The 19,463-nt window shown below is 57.5% G+C and carries 22 protein-coding genes; 11 read left to right on the top strand and 11 right to left on the bottom strand.

The features are described 5' to 3' along the window. Positions 1–308: 308 nt before the first annotated feature. Positions 309–860: a cytochrome b gene (locus PHD44_RS08690; RefSeq protein WP_300190465.1), complete on the top strand. Its 552-nt coding sequence runs from the start codon at positions 309–311 to the stop codon at positions 858–860. Between the two features lie 233 nt (positions 861–1,093). Here the strand turns inward: PHD44_RS08690 and PHD44_RS08685 are convergent, their stop codons facing one another. From PHD44_RS08685 to PHD44_RS08675, 3 genes are all read right to left on the bottom strand, one after another. Next, positions 1,094–2,026: a hypothetical protein gene (locus PHD44_RS08685; RefSeq protein WP_300190462.1), complete on the bottom strand. Its 933-nt coding sequence runs from the start codon at positions 2,024–2,026 to the stop codon at positions 1,094–1,096. Then, a complete protein-coding gene (locus tag PHD44_RS08680; protein ID WP_300190460.1) occupies positions 2,023–2,418 on the bottom strand; it encodes a 2-oxoglutarate and iron-dependent oxygenase domain-containing protein in 396 nt (131 codons plus the stop codon). Before PHD44_RS08680 ends, PHD44_RS08685 begins: the two co-directional genes overlap by 4 nt. Positions 2,419–2,669: 251 nt before the next feature. Next, a complete protein-coding gene (locus tag PHD44_RS08675) occupies positions 2,670–3,026 on the bottom strand; it encodes a DUF167 family protein (protein WP_300190458.1) in 357 nt (118 codons plus the stop codon). 337 nt (positions 3,027–3,363) lie between these two features. Between PHD44_RS08675 and PHD44_RS08670 the strand changes: the two genes are divergently transcribed. After that, positions 3,364–5,505 (top strand): VTT domain-containing protein, encoded by a 2,142-nt coding sequence (locus tag PHD44_RS08670; RefSeq protein WP_300190456.1) that lies wholly within the window; start codon positions 3,364–3,366, stop codon positions 5,503–5,505. Beyond that, positions 5,505–6,227, top strand: coding sequence for an endonuclease/exonuclease/phosphatase family protein (locus PHD44_RS08665; protein WP_300190455.1), 723 nt, complete (start codon positions 5,505–5,507; stop codon positions 6,225–6,227). Before PHD44_RS08670 ends, PHD44_RS08665 begins: the two co-directional genes overlap by 1 nt. A 132-nt stretch (positions 6,228–6,359) precedes the next feature. Here PHD44_RS08665 and cynS read toward each other — a convergent pair whose 3' ends face one another. The 8 genes from cynS to doeB2 form a co-directional block, all read right to left on the bottom strand. Beyond that, the gene (cynS, locus tag PHD44_RS08660; protein WP_300190454.1) at positions 6,360–6,803 is read right to left on the bottom strand and encodes a cyanase; all 444 of its coding nucleotides are present in this window, start codon (positions 6,801–6,803) and stop codon (positions 6,360–6,362) included. Between the two features lie 269 nt (positions 6,804–7,072). After that, positions 7,073–7,294 carry a hypothetical protein gene (locus PHD44_RS08655; protein WP_298217519.1) on the bottom strand — a complete coding sequence of 74 codons (222 nt, stop codon included), beginning with the start codon at positions 7,292–7,294 and terminating at the stop codon, positions 7,073–7,075. A gap of 278 nt (positions 7,295–7,572) precedes the next feature. Then, complete coding sequence (der, locus tag PHD44_RS08650; protein ID WP_367182020.1) at positions 7,573–9,267, bottom strand: ribosome biogenesis GTPase Der; 1,695 nt, start codon at positions 9,265–9,267, stop codon at positions 7,573–7,575. Between the two features lie 182 nt (positions 9,268–9,449). After that, the gene (locus tag PHD44_RS08645) at positions 9,450–9,836 is read right to left on the bottom strand and encodes a co-chaperone YbbN (RefSeq protein ID WP_300190451.1); all 387 of its coding nucleotides are present in this window, start codon (positions 9,834–9,836) and stop codon (positions 9,450–9,452) included. A 158-nt stretch (positions 9,837–9,994) separates the two neighbouring features. Then, entirely contained in the window at positions 9,995–11,365 is a 1,371-nt protein-coding gene (locus PHD44_RS08640; RefSeq protein WP_300190448.1) for an NAD-dependent succinate-semialdehyde dehydrogenase, read from the bottom strand. Then, positions 11,362–12,666 carry an ectoine hydrolase gene (gene doeA / locus PHD44_RS08635; protein ID WP_300190445.1) on the bottom strand — a complete coding sequence of 435 codons (1,305 nt, stop codon included), beginning with the start codon at positions 12,664–12,666 and terminating at the stop codon, positions 11,362–11,364. The genes PHD44_RS08640 and doeA overlap by 4 nt, the downstream gene beginning before the upstream one ends. Then, positions 12,663–13,949, bottom strand: coding sequence for an aspartate aminotransferase family protein (locus tag PHD44_RS08630; protein ID WP_300190442.1), 1,287 nt, complete (start codon positions 13,947–13,949; stop codon positions 12,663–12,665). Before PHD44_RS08630 ends, doeA begins: the two co-directional genes overlap by 4 nt. Before the next feature lie 243 nt (positions 13,950–14,192). Further along, positions 14,193–15,380, bottom strand: coding sequence for a N(2)-acetyl-L-2,4-diaminobutanoate deacetylase DoeB2 (gene doeB2, locus PHD44_RS08625; RefSeq protein ID WP_300190440.1), 1,188 nt, complete (start codon positions 15,378–15,380; stop codon positions 14,193–14,195). A gap of 496 nt (positions 15,381–15,876) precedes the next feature. On the opposite strand from doeB2, the gene PHD44_RS08620 reads away from it, so the two are divergent. The 8 genes from PHD44_RS08620 to PHD44_RS08585 form a co-directional block, all read left to right on the top strand. Beyond that, positions 15,877–17,016, top strand: coding sequence for a site-specific integrase (locus tag PHD44_RS08620; RefSeq protein WP_300190438.1), 1,140 nt, complete (start codon positions 15,877–15,879; stop codon positions 17,014–17,016). 25 nt (positions 17,017–17,041) lie between these two features. Further along, entirely contained in the window at positions 17,042–17,296 is a 255-nt protein-coding gene (locus PHD44_RS08615) for a type II toxin-antitoxin system HicA family toxin (protein ID WP_300190435.1), read from the top strand. Next, positions 17,293–17,625, top strand: a complete 333-nt coding sequence (locus PHD44_RS08610) for a type II toxin-antitoxin system HicB family antitoxin (RefSeq protein WP_300190433.1) — start codon at positions 17,293–17,295, stop codon at positions 17,623–17,625. The genes PHD44_RS08615 and PHD44_RS08610 overlap by 4 nt, the downstream gene beginning before the upstream one ends. A gap of 63 nt (positions 17,626–17,688) precedes the next feature. Next, the gene (locus PHD44_RS08605) at positions 17,689–18,291 is read left to right on the top strand and encodes a hypothetical protein (protein ID WP_300190430.1); all 603 of its coding nucleotides are present in this window, start codon (positions 17,689–17,691) and stop codon (positions 18,289–18,291) included. A gap of 111 nt (positions 18,292–18,402) precedes the next feature. Next, positions 18,403–18,651, top strand: a complete 249-nt coding sequence (locus tag PHD44_RS08600; protein WP_300190428.1) for a hypothetical protein — start codon at positions 18,403–18,405, stop codon at positions 18,649–18,651. Next, positions 18,651–18,809: a hypothetical protein gene (locus tag PHD44_RS08595; RefSeq protein WP_300190426.1), complete on the top strand. Its 159-nt coding sequence runs from the start codon at positions 18,651–18,653 to the stop codon at positions 18,807–18,809. The genes PHD44_RS08600 and PHD44_RS08595 overlap by 1 nt, the downstream gene beginning before the upstream one ends. Continuing rightward, positions 18,802–19,263, top strand: a complete 462-nt coding sequence (locus PHD44_RS08590) for a hypothetical protein (protein ID WP_300190424.1) — start codon at positions 18,802–18,804, stop codon at positions 19,261–19,263. The genes PHD44_RS08595 and PHD44_RS08590 overlap by 8 nt, the downstream gene beginning before the upstream one ends. Next, positions 19,253–19,463: hypothetical protein (locus PHD44_RS08585; protein ID WP_300190422.1), on the top strand; the 211-nt coding region annotated here is incomplete at its 3' end. The genes PHD44_RS08590 and PHD44_RS08585, both read left to right, overlap by 11 nt.

Below are 19,463 nucleotides of genomic sequence, written 5' to 3'. Positions count from 1 at the left end.
ATCGCTCGCGCAGAAATGAGCAGGCCGAAAGGCGGTTTATGTTTTCTGAACCGCTTGAAAGTGCCTGAGATGCGCTCAAAGCCAAGCGCTCCTTCGATCATCGCGCCACGCTCTTGCCGCAGGAGTCGGCGCTTCCGCATTCGTGCGGAAGTGCCCTTAAGAATTTGACTCTCTGCAACATCTTGTTACACCAGTGAAATAATTAGGCAGAACATCTTTTTTATAATCGAAAGACGGTAGGGCGCTTTGAGTACCCTTTCAAGCCGCCCGGTAGTAACTCTGTTGCCTTTCTTGATGGAAATTAAATTATGCAAATTGATCCGCCCGGCACAGGTCTCGTCATGACTCGATATGACCGCCCGACAGTTGTGTTGCACTGGTTGACAGCGGGGCTTGTCATCACCCTCTTCAGCTTGGCATTGGTTTGGGGACTTTTAGAACATGGCACAGCACTGCGAAAAGAACTCCAGTACCTGCATATTTCGCTTGGCATTTTGTTGGCCATAGTGATCATTATCCGTATCGCCTGGCGGGCCACTCGGGGCAGGCATCTGGCTTCAACCGCCACGGGAATCGGTAAATGGGCCGCCAAATCAATGCACCTTGCCTTTTATTTTTTACTGACGCTGCAAATAGGTTCTGGTTTTGCACTCAGGTGGGCGCAAGCTGAATCTTTCACGTTTTTCAGACTGTTTACAGTTGAGATTCCGGGCAGTGGCAACAAGACATTGGCGCATACGCTCGAAGCGCTTCATGATACGGTTGGCTGGGTTCTGATCATTCTCGTTGGTCTACACGCGGCAGCCGCTTTGATTCACCATTACCTACTGCGAGATGACACCTTAAAACGCATGCTTTGAACGGATCGCGTATCCGGAAAAACAGATCAGCGCCGCTTGAAATGCAGCCTGCTTTACTTGACTGTGCGCCCCTCGATGATTTCGGCATCATGCGCCCACGAACGCGATCCGTTTTTGCGTGGCCGGCACGAACTTTATGGATGCGTGACAGATCGACGGCAAATTGCCTTGGGTATGTCTGCACAAATGCAGACGCTTCCTGAAGTCCGATAGGCCGATAGGCCGATAGGCCGCTAGCTCAACACCTCCAGATAACGCGACAGCGTTTCGTTCTCTGCGGCAAACCAGATCTGCGCCTGTGCGCTGCTCGGCGTGGCGAGATCTGCCCGCCAATCCGGCTCCAGCGTGTCGATGATAAAGGTTCGCACGACTGTGCGATTATCCGTGCGTTGCAGGTGCTGGCGCACACGGCCGGGCCCCAAGAGCTCGAAGCCCTCGAGCGAGAACATCTGCCCCACCCGTGCCGGTGCCGTGGACAGCACCACCCGATAGCGGCCCCGCTCATCGGCATAGGCCAGCGAGGTCTCGAAATCGAACAATTCGGCAAGGGTCCCGGCATCACCTTGTGCCTGCTCGGCCCGCTCGCGCAGTTGCAGTGCCGAAACGCCTATGTCTGTTCCCCGACCGTGAACCCAGCCCAACCGATCACCACAGACGATCAGGCCGCCCCCGCGTTGCAGAACCTCACCGGTTGCCGCATCGCATTCATCCACCAGTCGCAGGCCGACCAGAGGCCCGCCGCTGGCCTGCAAACGCCAGTCCTCGACATAGGCCCCGGTCGTGCCGAACTCAATCATGCAGTTGCCGATACGCTGCAGGCGCGCCGGCTCCGGCCAGCGGTTGTGTAATTGCAGGGATACGCCATCACGCCAGCTGAGCATGCCTTCCTCCCAGACGCTATCGGCCAACCAGCCTTCATGGTTGGCGAGTTGGCGCAGCTCGGCGGCCGTGTAGTCTTGCCAGGCACGCACTGGCAGTACAGGCGTGTCCGGCAGGCGCAGGTCGATGGTGAAGTTGCGGCTTTGCAGCCAATGTACCTGGGTGCGCTGATCACTTCGGCCATCGGCAAAGCTGATGGTACGTCGACGAAAATGCCCGAGCATCCAGTCCGGCACGCCTGTCTGCGCGCGTGTCGGATAATCTGCGACCAATTCCAGCAGGTTCATGCCTTCACCGCACGGTGCCCATGACCGAAACTGGACAAGCCTGCTGCGCCATCGGGCAGTTGCAGCGAACCATTCTCCAACCGCTCGCGCAGATAACGGAAGGTCTGCGCGAACTGTTCCTCGCCTTCCGGCACATAACCACTGTGGTTACTCGACTGGCCGATGTAGAAGCGCATCTTCTCGTGCAGCGGACGCTCAAAAAATCTGCGCGCCTGTCGAATCAATCCATCGCGTAACGAGCGGGAAATGCCGTGTCCGGTAATCTGCAGGAAGCCGACATCGCGTGCGGCTCGGCCCAGCTCATCGGCAACGCGCTGGCGTTCGACCAGGCTATCGTCATACAGCCCAGATATATCGATTAGAGGAATGGATCTGAAATGGGTAAGCGCCATGTAAATCTCCCTTAAATAAGTGAGTTACCTGGTCGTCCAGACAAGCAGTGGGTCGGGTCGTCCCGAGGTCGATAGCAATCGCGCCCTGCGAAGGTTTTCAAGCAAAATCCACACCACCTGCCTTTTCACACTACTGGGCGGTTATAAGGCGAAACCAGTGCCCTTGAACGGTGCATTGCACACCGCATAAGCCCAATCAGATAGCATGCGGATCGCGCCATATTTGCCTTCAGGCTGGCGCCCACAGCGCTTTATTCCACTGCAAGCGCTTTCGCCACTATTGAAGGCAACCTTGCCGGATCTTTGATGCGCAGCTGCTTATTCACGTTATAGCGACCAAAAACCACCGTGATGTGCGTGACTGGCACGCCAAACTCGCCAGCCAAGAATCTAACCATGTGGTCAGTTGCCTTGCCCGCCACAGCGGCCGCTGTCACACTGATCTTCAACTGTTTCCCCTTGGACTTCCCGATGGCATCGCGCGTTGATCCCGGCGACCCAAGAATATTCAGAACCAGGTCGTCCCCGTCCCAGGCACAAAATGAAGGGATATCAAGCCCGGGTCCCTCGGACTTGGCCTTTGCAACACGGACTCGCTGCTTGTTCATATTTTTCGTATCCAAATTCAGGCAGGTCTGCACAAATACAGGCCTTTACTCGCAGGGCATGATTCGGGCAATGAGCGTCAAGATCAAGCAAATTTCGCCAAGGAATCTCTTGGGTCTTCGGAACCTGTGATTCAGTTAAGCCAGCAGCCGGATCAACAGTTCGAACAGTAGCTGCGCCAGAGAGGGAACCTCAGTCTGCGTGCTCAGACTTCTGCAAAGCGTAAATCTGGTATCGTTCTTATAAGAATGCCCCCTTCCAAGGGGCGAATGGGCATCTTGCAAGGCTTTTCGAGCTGCCCCTTGATTGATTTCATCTTCAGATTCATTAGTTTTGCCCATGACCGAACACGAACCCACCGAGCGACGAATCGATCTGTTCTGGCGGCTTGATACGGCTGAGCAGGTCGGCGTCCTGATCGACGGCGAAGACTACTACCGGGCTTTTGCCGACTTGCTTATGCAGGCTCGTCATCAGGCATGGATTCTGTGCTGGGATGTCGATAGCCGCATGGCGCTGATCCGGCCCTGCGACGATGCGCACGCGCCTTGTCGCCTGATCGATGTGCTGCACGACGCACTCAACCGCAACCCTGATCTGCATATCTATCTGCTGGCCTGGGACTACTCGATGATTTACGCGCTCGAACGTGAGTGGCGCCCCTTGTTCAGCCTGCCCCGGTGCGCGCATCCCCGGCTGCACGTGGCCTTCGATAATCATCATCCATTGGCCGCCTCGCAGCACCAGAAGGCACTTGTCATTGATGATCGCACCGCCTTGGTCGGTGGATTCGATCCCTCCAAATGGCGGTGGGACAGTTCGGCGCATGCACCGGGCGATCCCCGCCGACACGATCCGGGTGGCGATGCCTACCCGCCCTTCCATGATCTGGCACTGGCCGTCAGTGGCGCACCGGCGGCGCATGTCGCCACCCTCGCGCGCAACCGCTGGGCACTGGCGACAGGCGAAAAGGTGGCACCGGTGTCGATCGATCCGGATGTGCCCACGCCCTGGCCGAAGGATTTGCCCGTGCTGGTCACCCAGGCGCTGATCGGCATTGCACGAACGCTGCCGGCCTACGAAGAACAGGAGGAAGCTCGAGAGGTGGAGGCCGCCTTGCTGGCCCTGATCGCCTCGGCTCGTCGGTTCATCTATATCGAAAATCAGTATTTCACCAGCCACGTCATCGGTCAGGCCTTAATTGATCGGCTGACCCCGGCGGAGGGCCCCGAGATTGTGCTGGTGCTGCCGCGCGCGAAAGATGGCTGGCTCGAACGGGTCACGATGGATGTCCTGCGGGCACGACTCATCCGCCGGTTACAGGCCGCCGACAGGCATGACCGGCTGCGAATTTACTATCCCGAGATTCGTGAGTTGGCGCCGCAGATGCTCAGCCTGCACAGCAAGCTGCTGATTGCCGACGACCGTCACCTCAACGTCGGCTCGGCCAATATCTCCAACCGTTCGATGGGCCTCGACAGCGAACTTAACCTCTCACTGCTCGGCACGGACCCGGCGAGTCGGGCCGCGATCGACACCGTTCGACGACGTCTTCTGGCGGAACATCTGGGCACGTCGATTGAGGTTGTCGTACAGGCTGAACAACGCACCGGTTCGCTGATTCAGACCATCGATGCCCTCAACCGGCCGCAGGAGGCTGATCGCTGGCTCGAACCCCTGGTGATCACGCTGGATGAGTCCCTGGAGCGGCAGGTGCCCGATGCCGCGGTCATCGATCCCGAACGGCCGCTGCCGCCGGACGAGCTGATCGATTTGTTTATCGAGTCCGAATACCGCCGCCCGTTGGGCAGGCGAGCACTCGGCATGGCCGTGCTCATCGCCGGTATGCTGGTGCTCGCGCTGATCTGGCGGTTCACACCGTTGCAACAATTTCTGGAGCCGCGCGCGCTTCTGGCGCATCTTTACACGTTTCGCACCGAAAGCTGGGGGCCTGTGGCCGCCTTTGGCCTGTTTGTGGTTGCATCGGTCGCGGGTGTGCCAATCACGCCGCTGGTGATCGCCACGGGGTTGATTTTCGGTGCCTGGACGGGGTTTGGTATTGCCTTTATCGGGGCCGTGCTGGCGGCCGTGCTGGGCTTTGTCATCGGTCAGTTGCTGGGGGCCGGGACCATGCGCCGACTGGCGGGCTCGAAACTCGATCGCATCAGCCGACGCCTTGCCCGCAAAGGGATTCTCACCGTCTTCTCCCTGCGCCTGCTGCCCATCGCACCGTTTGCGCTGATCAATCTGGTCGCCGGTGCCTCGCGACTGAAATTCCGGGACTTTCTCATCGGCAGTCTGGCGGGCTTGTTTCCGGGCACCTTTGCGCTGACCTTCTTTTCCCATCAGCTTCTTGAAACGATCCGACACCCCAGCCTGGCCACCACGGGGCTTTTGCTGTTAATGGCGGGTGTGTTTGTCGCGATCGGCTGGGGGCTCTCCTACCTGCTCGCGCAGCGTAACCAAGCCTCCGGTTCGTGATGCTCACGGTCGCCACCTGGAATATCCACGCGGGGATCGGTCGGGATCGTCGCCTTGATCTGGCGCGTATCTGGCGCGTCATCGAACTAATCGATGCCGACCTGATCGGTCTGCAGGAAGTCGTGCTGACCGATCTGCACGACGATCTGCTGATCCGGTGGGCGCAGGCCGCAGGCTATGCGACTCACTTTGTGACCACGCGTGCCGGCCCGCTGCCCGGCAGCTATTTTGGCAACATGCTGCTCAGCCGCCTGCCGCTGATCGAACACCCCAGCCTCGACATTTCCGTGCCCGGCCGCGAGCGCCGTCAATTGCTGTGTGCCGAGGTGACGCATCAGTCCCAACGTTTGGCCATCTGGGTGGCGCATCTGGGGTTGAAAAGATGGGAGCGCAGGTACCAGGTCGAACGCATCCATGCCCACGCCCATCGCGCTGGCGATTACCCGACCAATCGTCTCCTGATCGGCGATTTCAATGAATGGTGGCCCGGCCGCAGTACTCTCGGTGTGCTGCATCAATCATTCCGCCGCTTGAACACACCGGCCAGCTTTCCGGCTCACCGTCCGTTCATGGCGCTGGACGCCATTTGGCTGGCCGGCGCGAGTGAGTTCATTCGCCAGGAAGCCATCGATCATCCCCTGGTGCGTGTCGCCTCCGATCACCGACCGATCCGGGCGAAGATTGCACTTGCCGACACAGACAAACCCGGCACACATGCGTGATCGTTTCTGGATACGAATTTAACTATCCTGAAAGTCTTCCTTTCTCTGCGCAATCAATGGGAGCGGACTCAAAGCCAAGCGAACGGAGAGGCCGATGGGCGTACCGGCCTGTACGCGTGAGAACGGTTTTGCTCACCAGGATTTGTAGGGCAGGAATTTGCCGTTCATGGTGACGACGACGCGGTCGCCCGCCGGGTTTTCTTCCTTGTCGATGTGCATGGAAAAATCAATGGCGCTCATGATGCCGTCACCGAATTTTTCGTGGATCAGCGATTTGATGGTCGGGCCGTACACGCCGATCACTTCATAAAAGCGGTAGATCAAGGGGTCGGTGGGTATGGCTTTGTCCCAAACCTTGGTGGGGCAGTCCATAACGGCGACCTTGGCTTCGGCAGGCAAATCCAGCAATGTCACCAGTTTCTGTGCGGGTTCTTCTTTTAAGCTGTTCATGCCGAGACAAGCCGAAACGGCAAACACGGGCGACAGACCAATGCCGGCTGCGATGGCTTCCCAGGTCAGGGACAGGGCGGCCTTCTTTTCGAGAATCAGGGCGGTCAGGGTTTCTTTGGTCATCATGGTCGTTACTCCGGTAGGTAGGTTTGATAAAGCGCGTCAATCGCACTTGAATAACAATCAAGAACCACGCCAAGTTGTTGGGTCGACCGTTCTGGTTGGGGTTTTAGAGTGTAATCGTGTGGTTGTGTTCGGCTGATATCTGTCACATCCCGGGCGAGTAGGTAATTCAATCCGGTCATTTCACTTCAGTGTTTCCATTCTCACCTGGGGTAGCGTGCATCGAATTTGATTTCTGGCGCCCGCCGCCCTGCCTTTCGATCCCGGGGGATTCAGGCCCTTTTACTCCCCACTAACAAGAGCACGCCGCCAAGGACAATCGCTCCAATACCCACCCAAACGGGGACATTGACGGTTTGCTTGTCCTTGATCGACAACTCAATAGGCCCAACTTTGGCTTCGTGGGTGTCCTTGGTAAAGCTGAAACTGCCATAGGCCAATCCGAGGCTTCCGGCAATAATCAATGCAATTGCTGCGATTCTGATAGCGTCCATTTCAATTTCCTTCTATTTAGAAAACATACTAATCCGAACTCTCGACACCTCAGGATCATCGATCCAGGCAAGATGCCCTTGCTCAGCCTAACACAACCCCAATCAAGCACTAGGGAAGCGCTGATTTATTCAGTGCTTCCCGTTTGGGGCAGGATACCCCAACACGAACAAAGACGTAAGTCTTTGATTCGTTAGAGCCATCGCGGGCGTGTACCGCGATGAGCGAGCTGATTTATTCCAAGGATGGAATAAATCAGCATTTACCTAATTTAATTTCTTCACCGCCCGCCTCTTCCGCCGGTTGGTTTTCGCCCTGCACCTGGTTTGGCCGCCGGTCGGGCCGACAGGGCGCTTTTACGGCTATTTGCCTTGGCTACGGTTTTGGGTGCGGCGGCTTTGGCTGCCGGGCGGGCTGTATTTTTTGCTGCGCCTTTGGCCGAGTTTCTGGCTGAGGTTTTGGTGGCTGTGGCTTTGGCCGCCGGTTTCCCCGCTTTAACCGATGTCGCGGGCGGCGTGTTGCCCGATGCAGCCTCGTCGCGTGCGCGCCGTTCGGCATTGGCAGCAGATTTACGTTTCATACCCGCGATCTGGCGTTCTTCCTTCTTGGCCTTGAAGCGTTGCAGTGGCGTGCGGATATCGTATTTGCCTTCGAAAGGATTGCTGTCGGTGCGGAATTCCAGCCGGATCGGGGTGCCCATGAGCTGGAATTCCTTGCGGAACCAGCCCTCGAGGTAACGCGAGTAATTGCCTGGCAGGCGGTCGGTCTGCTTGCCGTGGATGACGATGATCGGCGGGTTGCTGCCCCCTTGATGTGCATAACGCAGCTTGATGCGGCGTCCATGAATCAACGGCGGTTGATGCGCGAACACGGCGGCTTCCAGCGAGCGGGTGAGCACATTGGTGCTGATGTCGCGCATGGCGGCTAAGTAAGCCTTGTCCACGCTTTCGAACAAATGCCCCACGCCGGTGCCGTGCAAGGCGGAGATGAAGTGCATCTCGGCGTAGTTGATGAAGTCGAGTCTGAGGTCGATTTGCCGTTTGACCTCGGCGCGCGCGTAGTCGGTCAGGTTGTCCCATTTGTTGATGGCGATGACCAATGCGCGGCCCCGATCATGGATAAAGCCGAGCAGATGCTGATCCTGTTCGCTGATGCCTTCGTGGGCATCACAGACCAGAATCACGACGTTGGCGGCTTCAATCGCTTGCAGGGTTTTGACGATGCTGAACTTCTCGATCATCTCGTTGACGCGTGCACGACGGCGCACGCCCGCGGTGTCGATCAGTGTGTACGACTTGCCGTTCTGTTCAAAAGGAATGTAGATGCTGTCGCGGGTGGTGCCTGGCTGATCAAACGCCAGCACGCGATCTTCACCCAACAGACGGTTGGTGAGCGTGGATTTGCCGACATTCGGTCGGCCGATCAGTGCGACGCGGATGGATTGCTCGTCGTATTGCGGCTCTTCGTCCATCATGGCCAATTGATCGGCCAGCTTCATCAGTACGGCATCCCACAATGTGCTGATCCCGCGGCCATGCGAAGCGGTGGTGAATACCGGCTCGCCCAGGCCCATGCGCGCAAATTCGCTCTGCACCAATGACTCATCGACACCATCGACCTTGTTGATCACAAGCTGGATCGGCTTGCTCGAACGGCGCAATTTCTCGGCAATTTCCTGATCGGCAACCGTCAGGCCCGCGCGTGCATCCACCAGAAACACCACGCAGTCGGCTTCTTCAATCGCCGCCCAGGCCTGATCCTGCATCAGGGCCTCGATGCCGCCGCGCTCGCCGGTCAGCCCGCCGGTATCGATGACGATGAAGTCGCGTCCCTCGTGTTCGGCAGAGCCGTACTGACGATCCCGCGTCAGCCCGGCGTAATCGGCCACCAGTGCCGCGCGCGAACGCGTCATCTGGTTGAACAGGGTGGACTTGCCGACATTCGGCCGCCCAACTAAAGCAATCACAGGTTTCATGGCTCACCAAACACATTCGAAATGAACCGTGCCGCGCACGGTTCGGGTATTGCGCGCGATTATCGCAGCCTTGGGCAAATAATGCTGAATTATCATTGATCAGCGTGCGGTGGAAATGTTGTTTGCCACTTTTTTGAAGGTCTCGGTTGGGTCTGCATGAGAGAGAGGGTGTCGCGGATTTGTTATTGGTGCCATAGCCGGTAAAGGCGATCGATGTCTTGAGCCAGTTCTTTCAGGCTGAAGACGCGACTTTTCTCTAGGGACAATTGCCCCTCCAGAAAAAACCTTATGGTTGGCAGGCTGAACACCCTGGATTGTCCACAGATATCCGGATGTTGTTCGCAGTCGAAATAGACAAAGGCAATGTCGGGGAAGTTTTTTGAGAGCAACGTTTCTAATTTTGGTTTGATGACCTGACAGACGCCACAATGGATGCCGCCAAACAGGACGAACAGGGCGGGATGGGCTGCTTTTAGCTCATCCATAGTCTGCTGTTTTAGCGTGGATCCTTGCATGAGGTGTTTCAACTCAACGTTGGCCCATTCATCGGGGTAGAACCCATTTCCCATCTAAACAAATTACCAACTCGTCTTGGGATCGGTGGATCACATGACGCAGTGCTTCTCCATGGGCTTCCCTGCCCGATGCATCATTGGCAAAACCGTCGCTATCGGAGACATGCCGTGGTGGTATTACTGGTTTGATCATCAGACGCTAATGATACCGCCTAACTCCGTCCCACCCAGACTTGTTGTGCATTGACGAACATCTTGATGCCTTGTGCACCGAGTTCACGGCCATAGCCGGAGCGCTTGGTGCCGCCGCTCGGCAGCCGTGGATCGGTTTTGACGATACCGTTGATCGCGACTTGTCCCGATTCGATGTCGGCTGCCATGGCAATTGCCGCCGCCGTGTTGGCCGTCCAGATGGCGGCGCCCAGGCCATAGGGTGTGTCGTTGGCGATGCGCAGCGCTTCATCGGCATCTTTTGCGGCCATGGCGACCGCGACCGGGCCGAAGGTTTCTTCGCAACTGACCACCATATCCGGGCCTACATCGGCCAGCAGGGTGACGGGGTAAAAGAAACCCATGCCTTCGGGCATCTGGCCGCCCAATAAACAACGCGCACCGGCTTCGATGGATGCCGTGACTTGACGATGCAGATTGTCCCGCAAATCGGCGCGGGCAATGGGGCCGACATCGGTGGTTTCCAGATGCGGATCGCCGAGTTTCAAGCGTTCGAAGCGGGTTTTGAGTTTATCCAGAAACGATTCGTAAATGGACTGCTCGATGATGATCCGCTTGGCGGCAATGCACGATTGCCCCGCGTTGATGATGCGCGAGAGCACGATGGTGTCGGCGGCCTTGTCGAGGTCGGCATCGGCCAATACGATCACCGGGTCGGAGCCGCCGAGTTCGAGCACCGCCGGTTTGATCTCTGCGGCGGCGGTGGCCGCGACGATGGAGCCGGCCCGATCCGAACCGGTAAACGAAACGGCACGCACCCGTTCATCGTTGATTGCGGCAGCGATGTCCGGCGTATCAAGCGGCAGGTTCTGAAACACACCGTCGGGCGCACCGGCACGCGTGAAGACATCCGCGATGGCCGCGGCGCAGGCCGGCACATGGCCATCGTGCTTCATCAGGCAGGTATTGCCCGCCATCAACGCGGGCGCGGCAAACCGGAAGGCCAGCCAGAACGGCGCATTCCACGGCAAGATGCCCAGCACGGGCCCGATCGGCAGGTACTGCACATAGCTGATCAGCGCGTCTGAAGGCACCATCTCGGGCGCCAGATAGCCTTCGGCGTGGCTGGCGTAATGCTCGGCGCACCAGGCCGATTTGATGACTTCACCACGGGCTTCGCGGATCGGTTTGCCCATTTCCTCGACCATGGGCAGGGCCAGCGATTCGACTTCTGCCCGCATGATCTGGGCGACGCGGCGCAGCAATTCGGCACGCGTTTCCATGCTGGTTTTGCGCCAGTGTGTGTACGCCGCAGCTGAGGCGGATATGACAGCATCACGCTCGGTGGCGTTCAAGAACGGGAATGAATGCAGCGGTTGTCCGGTGGTCGGGTTAATCACTTGAAAACTCATACGGCTTCACGCTCCTTTTTGCCGGTCGAGCGGCTCTTCTTGTCTTTGACCTTGCCTTCTTTGCTGGCGATGGGGGTGACGTTCTGCGGCACCATGATTTCAAGTGGCGGCGATGGCGGCAGCGCTTTCTTGCCTTCCTCCGGTTTGATCACAAAGTCCTGATCCAGCGTGAAGAATGATTCGCAACCATCCTTGGTGATGTAGATGGTGTCAGAGATGCCGCAAGTCTTGTCGCCGTCCACGCCCCAGGCCCAGGGGATGATGTGGAAGGTCATGCCTTCGCGCAGTACGGTCTTGTCGCCGTGCATGAGGCTCAGGATGTAACCCTCGTCCCAGCTTGGCGGGAAGGCGATGCCGATGGAATAGCCCGAACGGGTAATCAGTTTGCCATGCTTGTCGTCAATGGTCATGATGCTGCGCACGAGGTTGTCCGCATCCGAAACCGTCACGCCGGGGCGAATCAGGGCCTTGACCTGTTCTAACGCCATTTTCATGCGTTCCTGTGCTTCCATCATGTATTGGGATGGTTCACCCAGTACGGCGGTGCGCATCATGGCGGTGTGATAGCGGCGATAGCAGCCACCAACTTCCAGAAACACATGCTCGCCGGGTTGTACCACCCGGCCTTCCCAGGTGGCATGGCCGATCATGGTACGTGGCCCTGAGGTAACATAAGGCATGACCGCAGGCGCTTCACCACCGGCACGGAACATGGCCGCCGAAATTTCCGCGGCAATTTCGTTTTCGGTGACACCGGCGCGGCAGGCTGCCAGGCCGGCCTTCATGCCCGCCTCGGTCGCGATGGCCGCCTTGCGCATAATGTCGATTTCAAAGCTGGATTTGGTTCGCCGCCCGCATTCGACAATGCCGAAGCAGTCCTGCAACCGGGCATCGGTCAGGCTCGTGCGCAGCGAATCCTGCTGGTAGGCGGGGAAGAAATAACTGTTGCGCTCATAACCCAGCGTCTTGTGCGACAGGCCGAATTCCTTGAGGCTGGAAACCAGCATCTGGATGGCATCGCCGCCGTCTGGGTAGGGGCGGGTCAACTCAACCCAGGTGCGGGCATGCACATTCGATTCTTCCATGTTCCGGGTAATCATGAAGGGCTCATCGTCCTGCGGGACGACCAGTGCCTGAAAGAACGAATAGCCGGTGGTCTGATAATCGGTGAGATACATCAGGTTTTCCGGATCGGTGATGACGACAGCATCGAGCAATCGTTCCTGCATCCGGGTACGGAGTTCCTTCAGCCGACGGGCATATTCCTCCATCGGAAAAGTCATATCGTCGCGTTGTCTCATGATGCGGTCTCCATTTGTTCGGCCATCTGGCTGGCGACGGCCTCGGCAAACAGCGCCAGGCCTTCGTGTAGATCGTCGTCGGGAATGGTCAGCGGTGGGATGAGCTTGATGACCTGCCCGCGAGAACCGCAGACGGCGGCCAGCAACCCCCGTTCGAAGCAGGCAGCGGCGATGGCTTTCGACAGATCGCCCGTTTTGAACTCGATGGCCTGTATCATGCCGCGACCACGCACCGCGCAATCGGGGTGCGTGTTGGCAATGTCGTTCAGTACGTCGGCCATGATTTTCCCTTTGCGTTCGGTATCGGCCATGAAGGCCGGATCGTCGAAATAACCGAGTGCGACCGTCCCCGCGACGAAGGACAAGTCCTGGCCGCGGAAGGTGCCGGTGTGCTCTCCCGGCGCCCAGTGCTTGTCGTGTTCCGGCTTGTTGAGATTCATGGCCATCGGCGTGCCGAAGCCACCAATGCCTTTGGCCAGCGTGATGATGTCCGGGTCCAGCCCGAACGACTCGAAACTGAAATACGGGCCGGTGCGTCCGCAGCCGACCTGGATGTCGTCGACGATGAACAGCGCGCCCAATTCCCGAGCCAATTGCTGCACTCCGAGCAGCCATTCTTGGCTTGCGATACGCACACCGCCTTCGGCCTGGATGGTTTCGACCAGAAATGCGGCGGGTTTGGGCACACCCGAGGCGGGGTCGGTATAGATATCACGCATGCGTTCGAGTGAACTCATGCCGCAACCCAGTTTGCAGCCGGGGCAAGGCGTATCGCAGCCAAAGGCCATGTGCGTGATGTTGTTGAGCGGCACGCCCGCGGCATTACGGAAATGGGCGTTGCTCGTGGCGGCCAGCGAACCGAGCGTCATGCCATGAAACGCGTGATGGAAGGCGACTACATTTTCCCGCCCTGTGACGCGTCTGGCCAGCTTGAGCGCGGCTTCCACGGCGTTGGTCCCGGTCGGCCCCACAAATTGCAGGCGGTAGTCCATCTTTCTGGGCTTGAGGATGGTATCCACGAATTTTTTGATGAACGCGCGCTTGGCCGTGGTGTACATATCCAGACTGTGGGCAACACCGTCGTTCTGGATGTACTCGATCAGCGCTTCTTTCATCTTGGGGTTGTTGTGACCGAAGTTGAGCACGCCGGCACCGGCGAAAAAATCAAGGTAGCTTTTACCTGATTCGTCTGTCTGACGGGCATTGCTGGCGGTTTTGAATACGGTGGGCGTCGCCCGGCAGTAGGCGCGGATTTCGGATTCCCATTCCTCAAAAATTTGCATGTGACTCTCCTGGACAGGGGTGAATGTCGGTGCATACGGGGAGATTCCGGATGCACCACGAGCAGGCCCATCGACGATGGGCGTGGTGTGTTCCCCTGGTGATCCATTAAGTCTTGGGTGGCGGGGACCACACCGATAGCGGTTGAATTTCAGGTTACCCTGATGATTCCTGCGCAGCCAATGACTGGCCGCGGATCAGCCGTAATCGCGCACAGATCGCGCGGTTACAATAAAGTGCGACACTCAATGGTCGCAGTCGTTCCCTTGTGGCCCGCATTCGGGCGGCACACCTACTAGTGAAGCAAGAACACGGCCAACCGGATCGATCAAGCGGTCGTTGAAGTCGTACTGCGGGCTGTGGCAGGGGAGGTGATGACCTTCACCATCGTCCGCGCCGATGAGCGCGAAGGCGCCCGGGATCTGTTCGAGGTAGTAGCTGAAGTCTTCTGAGGCCATGATCGGGATCGGCAGGCGGTGATCGCACCAATGTGGGCCAAGTACCTGTTCGAGCGTGCCACGATAGTGCGCGGCGGGTGCCGCATGATTGACGGTGGCCTGATAGCGTGGCGTGACCGTCACGTTCGCCTGAACACCGTAGGTTTGTGCGGTGGCTTGGGCAATCTCCCCGATCATCCCGCCGATCTCGGCACGCACCGCGGTATCGCCGACGCGGATACTGCCCGCGAGTCGGGCGGTTTGGGGGATCACGGTGATGCCGCTGGGCGCATCGATCGAGGTCACGCTGACCACCGCGGCAGATTGCGGTGCCAGCCTGCGTGCGACGATTTGCTGCAAATTCAGGGTGACTGCCGCCGCGGCCAAGACCGGATCGCGGCACAACTCCGGTTGGCTGGCATGACCGCCCCGTCCGGTCAGTTCAATCTCGAATATGCCGTTGGCCGCCATGACGGGGCCGTCCGGGCACACGGCCTGCCCGAAGGGGATGGCGGGCCAGTTGTGCCAGCCGAAAATCCAGTCCACCCCATCGAGCGCACCGTCCTCGATCATCACCCGTGCGCCGTGGCCGCCTTCCTCGGCGGGTTGAAACAACAGGCTCACCGGCCCTGCCAGCGCCGATTCGTTGGTTTTGAGCCAGCGCGCGACGGCCATCAGGGTGGCGGTATGGCCGTCGTGCCCACAGGCGTGCATCACACCGGGCGTTTGGGAAATCCAATCAACGGCGGTTTGCTCGGCAATCGGCAGCGCATCGATATCACCGCGCAACGCGATATGCCGGCCGGTCGCATTCGGTGCCAGCGTAGCCACCGTGCCCGTATTAGCACAGGCGCGCCAGGGAATATCGAGTGACTTGAGTTCCGATCGGATGATTTGCGCCGTGCCGTGTTCCTGCCAGCTCAGCTCCGGTGACCGGTGTAACCGATGCCGGAGCGCCGTGGCTTCCTGTACGTTTTGAGCCCAGGTGGACGACATAAATTTCCTCGGTGGGACAACGCGCATGGTGCGGTTTGAGCCGCTTCATCGTGCAAGATAGCGACTCACGTGCCTTTTTACTAAAGCACAGCAGCAAAGCGATGGCAACCCGAAAGGGCATTCACCCAACAACTCGCGCCACCCACCGCCCCTTTGAACCACTTGCTACAGTTCGTTGCTTTTTAACCGCAATCTGGGGCCGAGAAGTATCCACCAAGAAATCTCTGCACGAATGGCAGGATATAGCATGTTGGTTTGTGATTTGGTCGGAATGATAGGATTCGAACCTACGACCCCTACGTCCCGAACGTAGTGATCAGTCCATTAATGGCATTGTTTTAACGCATTAAAGATTACACACTATACAAAAAACTATACACTTGCTTTAACAACACACCACAACACGGCACCGCGTTTGTGAGGAGTTGACCAAAGAAAAAGGGGCGCGATGCTACCAACATCCGCCCCCATGATGCGCAACCGAGAGGGGTTACACATGGCAAGCATTGTACAGACACCAAACGACACATGGATGGTTGTGATTCGCCGCAAGGGTCACAAGCCCGTCACCAAGACATTCAAGCGCAAGACCGACGCGACCAAGTGGGCGCAACAGATCGAGGGTGCCATTGATCGAGGCGAATACTCACCCGACAGGCCAACGGCCAAAATCACCTTTAAGGAACTCGTCGATAAATTCAGCACCGCGCCTGATGGCTTGCTGTCTATGTCAAAAACAACGCAAGAAGTCATGCCCTACAACCTTGCGCAATGGGCAAAACATCTCGGGCACATGCGCCTCATGGACATTGACGCCGAAGCAATCGAGATTGCTATGGAGCAAGTCGCCACGCGCCGCCGAATCAGCGCGGCAGGCAAGGACATGGGCCAGATCAGCCCGTCCACGCTCAAGCGTGACATATCCGCCCTTGGTGGCGTACTCAAGTGGGCAGTGAACAAGCGAATCATTGCAGAGAACCCCATGCGCAAAGTCGTGAAGCCCAAAATCAACGACGCCCGCGAACGGTATCTGACCGATGATGAATTAGTGCGTTTGCTGGATGCCTGCGACCAGTCCGAGAGTGCAGAGCTTGGGATTGCCGTTCGACTGGCATTGTTCACCGGCATGCGCCAAGCCGATGTCATGGGGCTTGAATGGCCGCGTATCAATCTCGGGGATTTGCCGACCCGTTACACCGATGATTCAGGCCGAACGTTCACCATCCCGCCGCGTCATGCCCTCGTCACCGTCACCAAGAACGGGCACCCGCACCTTGCGCCGATCGAGGGCATGGCCTTTGATGCGCTCAAAGCATGGAGCGCGAAACGCCGCACGTTCGACGGTAGCCGCCTGGTGTTCCAGGGCAGGCATAACAGTTACCAGCCGCTAGACCTGCGCCGACCGTGGGAAACTGCACTACGCCGCGCCGGAATCGAGGGGTTCCGCTGGCATGACCTGCGCCATACATTCGCGTCCATGATGCTGAAAACCGGCGCATCCCATATCGAGCTTGCCAAGCTGACCGGACACCGCGACCTCAAAAGCCTGATGCGCTATGCCCACATAAGCCCCGAACATTCATCCGGCCTTGTCGCCAAGATGCAGGATACCGTCTTGGGGAAGGTAAAAAAGTGATTGCGCTATCTGCTATCATTAATCCATGAACAGCAAACACCGCAAAACGCTGGAAGCCATTTTCACCGACCCGGTGAATGGCGCAATGGAGTGGGCACGCATTGAGGCCTTGTTGCGCGCGCTGGGGTGCAAGGTCATCGAGGGTTCTGGCTCGTCCGTCACCTTTGAGAAAGACAGCATCCGCGCCCACTTTCACCGCCCCCACCCGGACAAGGAATCCCTGCGCTACCGCGTGCGTGCCGTTCGTGACTATCTGCAAACATTGGGAGTCAAACCATGAACACCATGACCTACAAAGGCTACACCGCCCGCCTTGATTATGACGATGAAGATAAATTGATTGTTGGCCGCATCTTGGGCATTCGTGACATCGTGAGCTTTCATGGTGAAGCCGTCACCGAAGTGGAACACGCATTCCATGAAGCCGTTGATGACTATCTGGAAGCCTGTGCCAAGCTGGGGCAAGCACCCAACAAACCCGCCAGCGGCAAACTCATGCTACGCATCCCGCAAGAGGTACACCACGCCGCCCTAGTCGCCGCGCAAGCCTCAGGGAAAAGCCTCAACCAGTGGGCAGCGGAAACAATCAGCAAAGCCGCCACCCGATAAAAAAACCCACCAACGGGGGAACGCTGGCGGGTTTCTAACCACAACGCAAAGGGAGGCTTTGCAATGGCTGATGACGAATTTACCCCAAACAGTGATGAAAGCGAATGGTGGCACGAAGAAACATTCTTTTATGTTCCAGATTCTTTCATTGAGGACGAATGCCAAAGGCTTAGGGCATTGAATTTAACGACTGATGAGTTAATCAAAATGCTGGCAGAACGTACCTATGAAAACCTGAAATCATTTGCGCGATTAGAAAAATTTGCCTACGACTTTGGACAGATCAAGCAGGTGCTAGATTACACAAAGGATGCAGTTGATGAGCTGAAATCACGCGTTCAAAAGCATAAAGAAATCTCAGAATTGAATGACATAATTCATGACGCGCTCGTTGATTCACAGGGAAGGCTAAGTGCCCACACTGCTGTTAAAACCTACAAGTCAGAACGATCTAAAAACATGCTTGATAGTCAACACGAACACAGCCGAAAGTTAAAAGCCGAGGCAATCGACTATTACTGCCAGCATCCAGAATTGACCCAAGCAAAGTGCATTGATTATCTGCGCGAATATTTCCCGAATGGACAGAAAAGACCAGAGTTATTAACGCATTCAAAGGTAAAAAGCTGGCTAAACGGGAGCCGTAAAAAAAAGTTAGGTTGCTGAGTAACCTAATCAAGCCACAATGTGGCCAAATTTAAATAATCTAATCAAGCCCTTACGATTCAATCACCGCCGCAATTCGCGGCAATCAACCGATTGAATGAGGGCTTTTTGATGATTCGCCAAAACACCACCGAAACCACCCACACACCCGCACCACAACAGCCGACGCTATCCACACTGGAACAGTTGGTGGAGCAGGAGCCAGCACTGACCATCGGCGGTGTTCGTCACCTGCTGTTCACGAAAGGCCATAACCTGCCAGGCGTTTACCGTTTCGGCAGAAAGATTCTGTTTGATCGGCGCGAATTCATGGACGGCATTAAAGCCGGTCACGCCGCGAAGATTGCGGGGGTGAAATAATGCGAAAGCCCCGCAACCAGTACGAGGCCATTCAGCGAAACCAACGCGCTGATTATAAGCCCAAAAACCCAAAACGCCGCCAGCCGAACAACAAGGAACAAGCCGCCCTGATGGGGTTCTACGTCGCAGCAAAGCGGAAAGGTGGCAAGCATGAATGATCACGATTATGTGAGTATTGATGACCTCTTAAGCCGCCTAGATGGTGTGCGCAAAACCGGCCCAGGTAAGTGGACAGCCAAAAGCCCGACCCGCAACGAGCGCACCGCCAGCCTATCCATTAAACAGACCGATGACGGACGGATTCTGCTGCACGACTTCGGGGGCAGTGAAGCCGCCGATATTCTGGCCGCCTTGGGCTTGAATTGGGTACAACTGATACCGCCCCACCTACGCCGTGATCGTCACGCCTGCTCCCCAGCCGAGCGCCAAGGGCATGACGCGATGGCCGCATTAAACGCCATGCACACCGCCGCGCTGATTGTCCGCATCTGCGCGAACCGCATGGCCGACGGGCACCCGCTGGAGGTGGCGGATCATCATGCCTTGCGCCAAGCGCAACACGACATAACCACCGCCTTGAACGCGGTTCGTGGGGTGCAACGTGGGCGGTAAACACGACATCTCACAATCAGCCATTTATCAGCAAGCGACTCAAGAACTTGATGCCCTCGAGGAACGAACCCGCCCACTGCCCCCAGGCGAGGCCGTCGCCCGCGCTCGAACGTTGCTACTGGAATCAACCGATGACGACAAGGCCGACGACTACCCAACCGACGCCTTGGGCAGCCTCGCAACCGTGGCGGAATGTATCT

It is taken from the genome of Halothiobacillus sp., assembly GCF_028710545.1.
In the GTDB taxonomy this organism is placed as follows: domain Bacteria; phylum Pseudomonadota; class Gammaproteobacteria; order Halothiobacillales; family Halothiobacillaceae; genus Halothiobacillus.
Note: the sequence above shows the minus strand (reverse complement) of the source record. Positions and strands in the feature narration are given on the sequence as shown.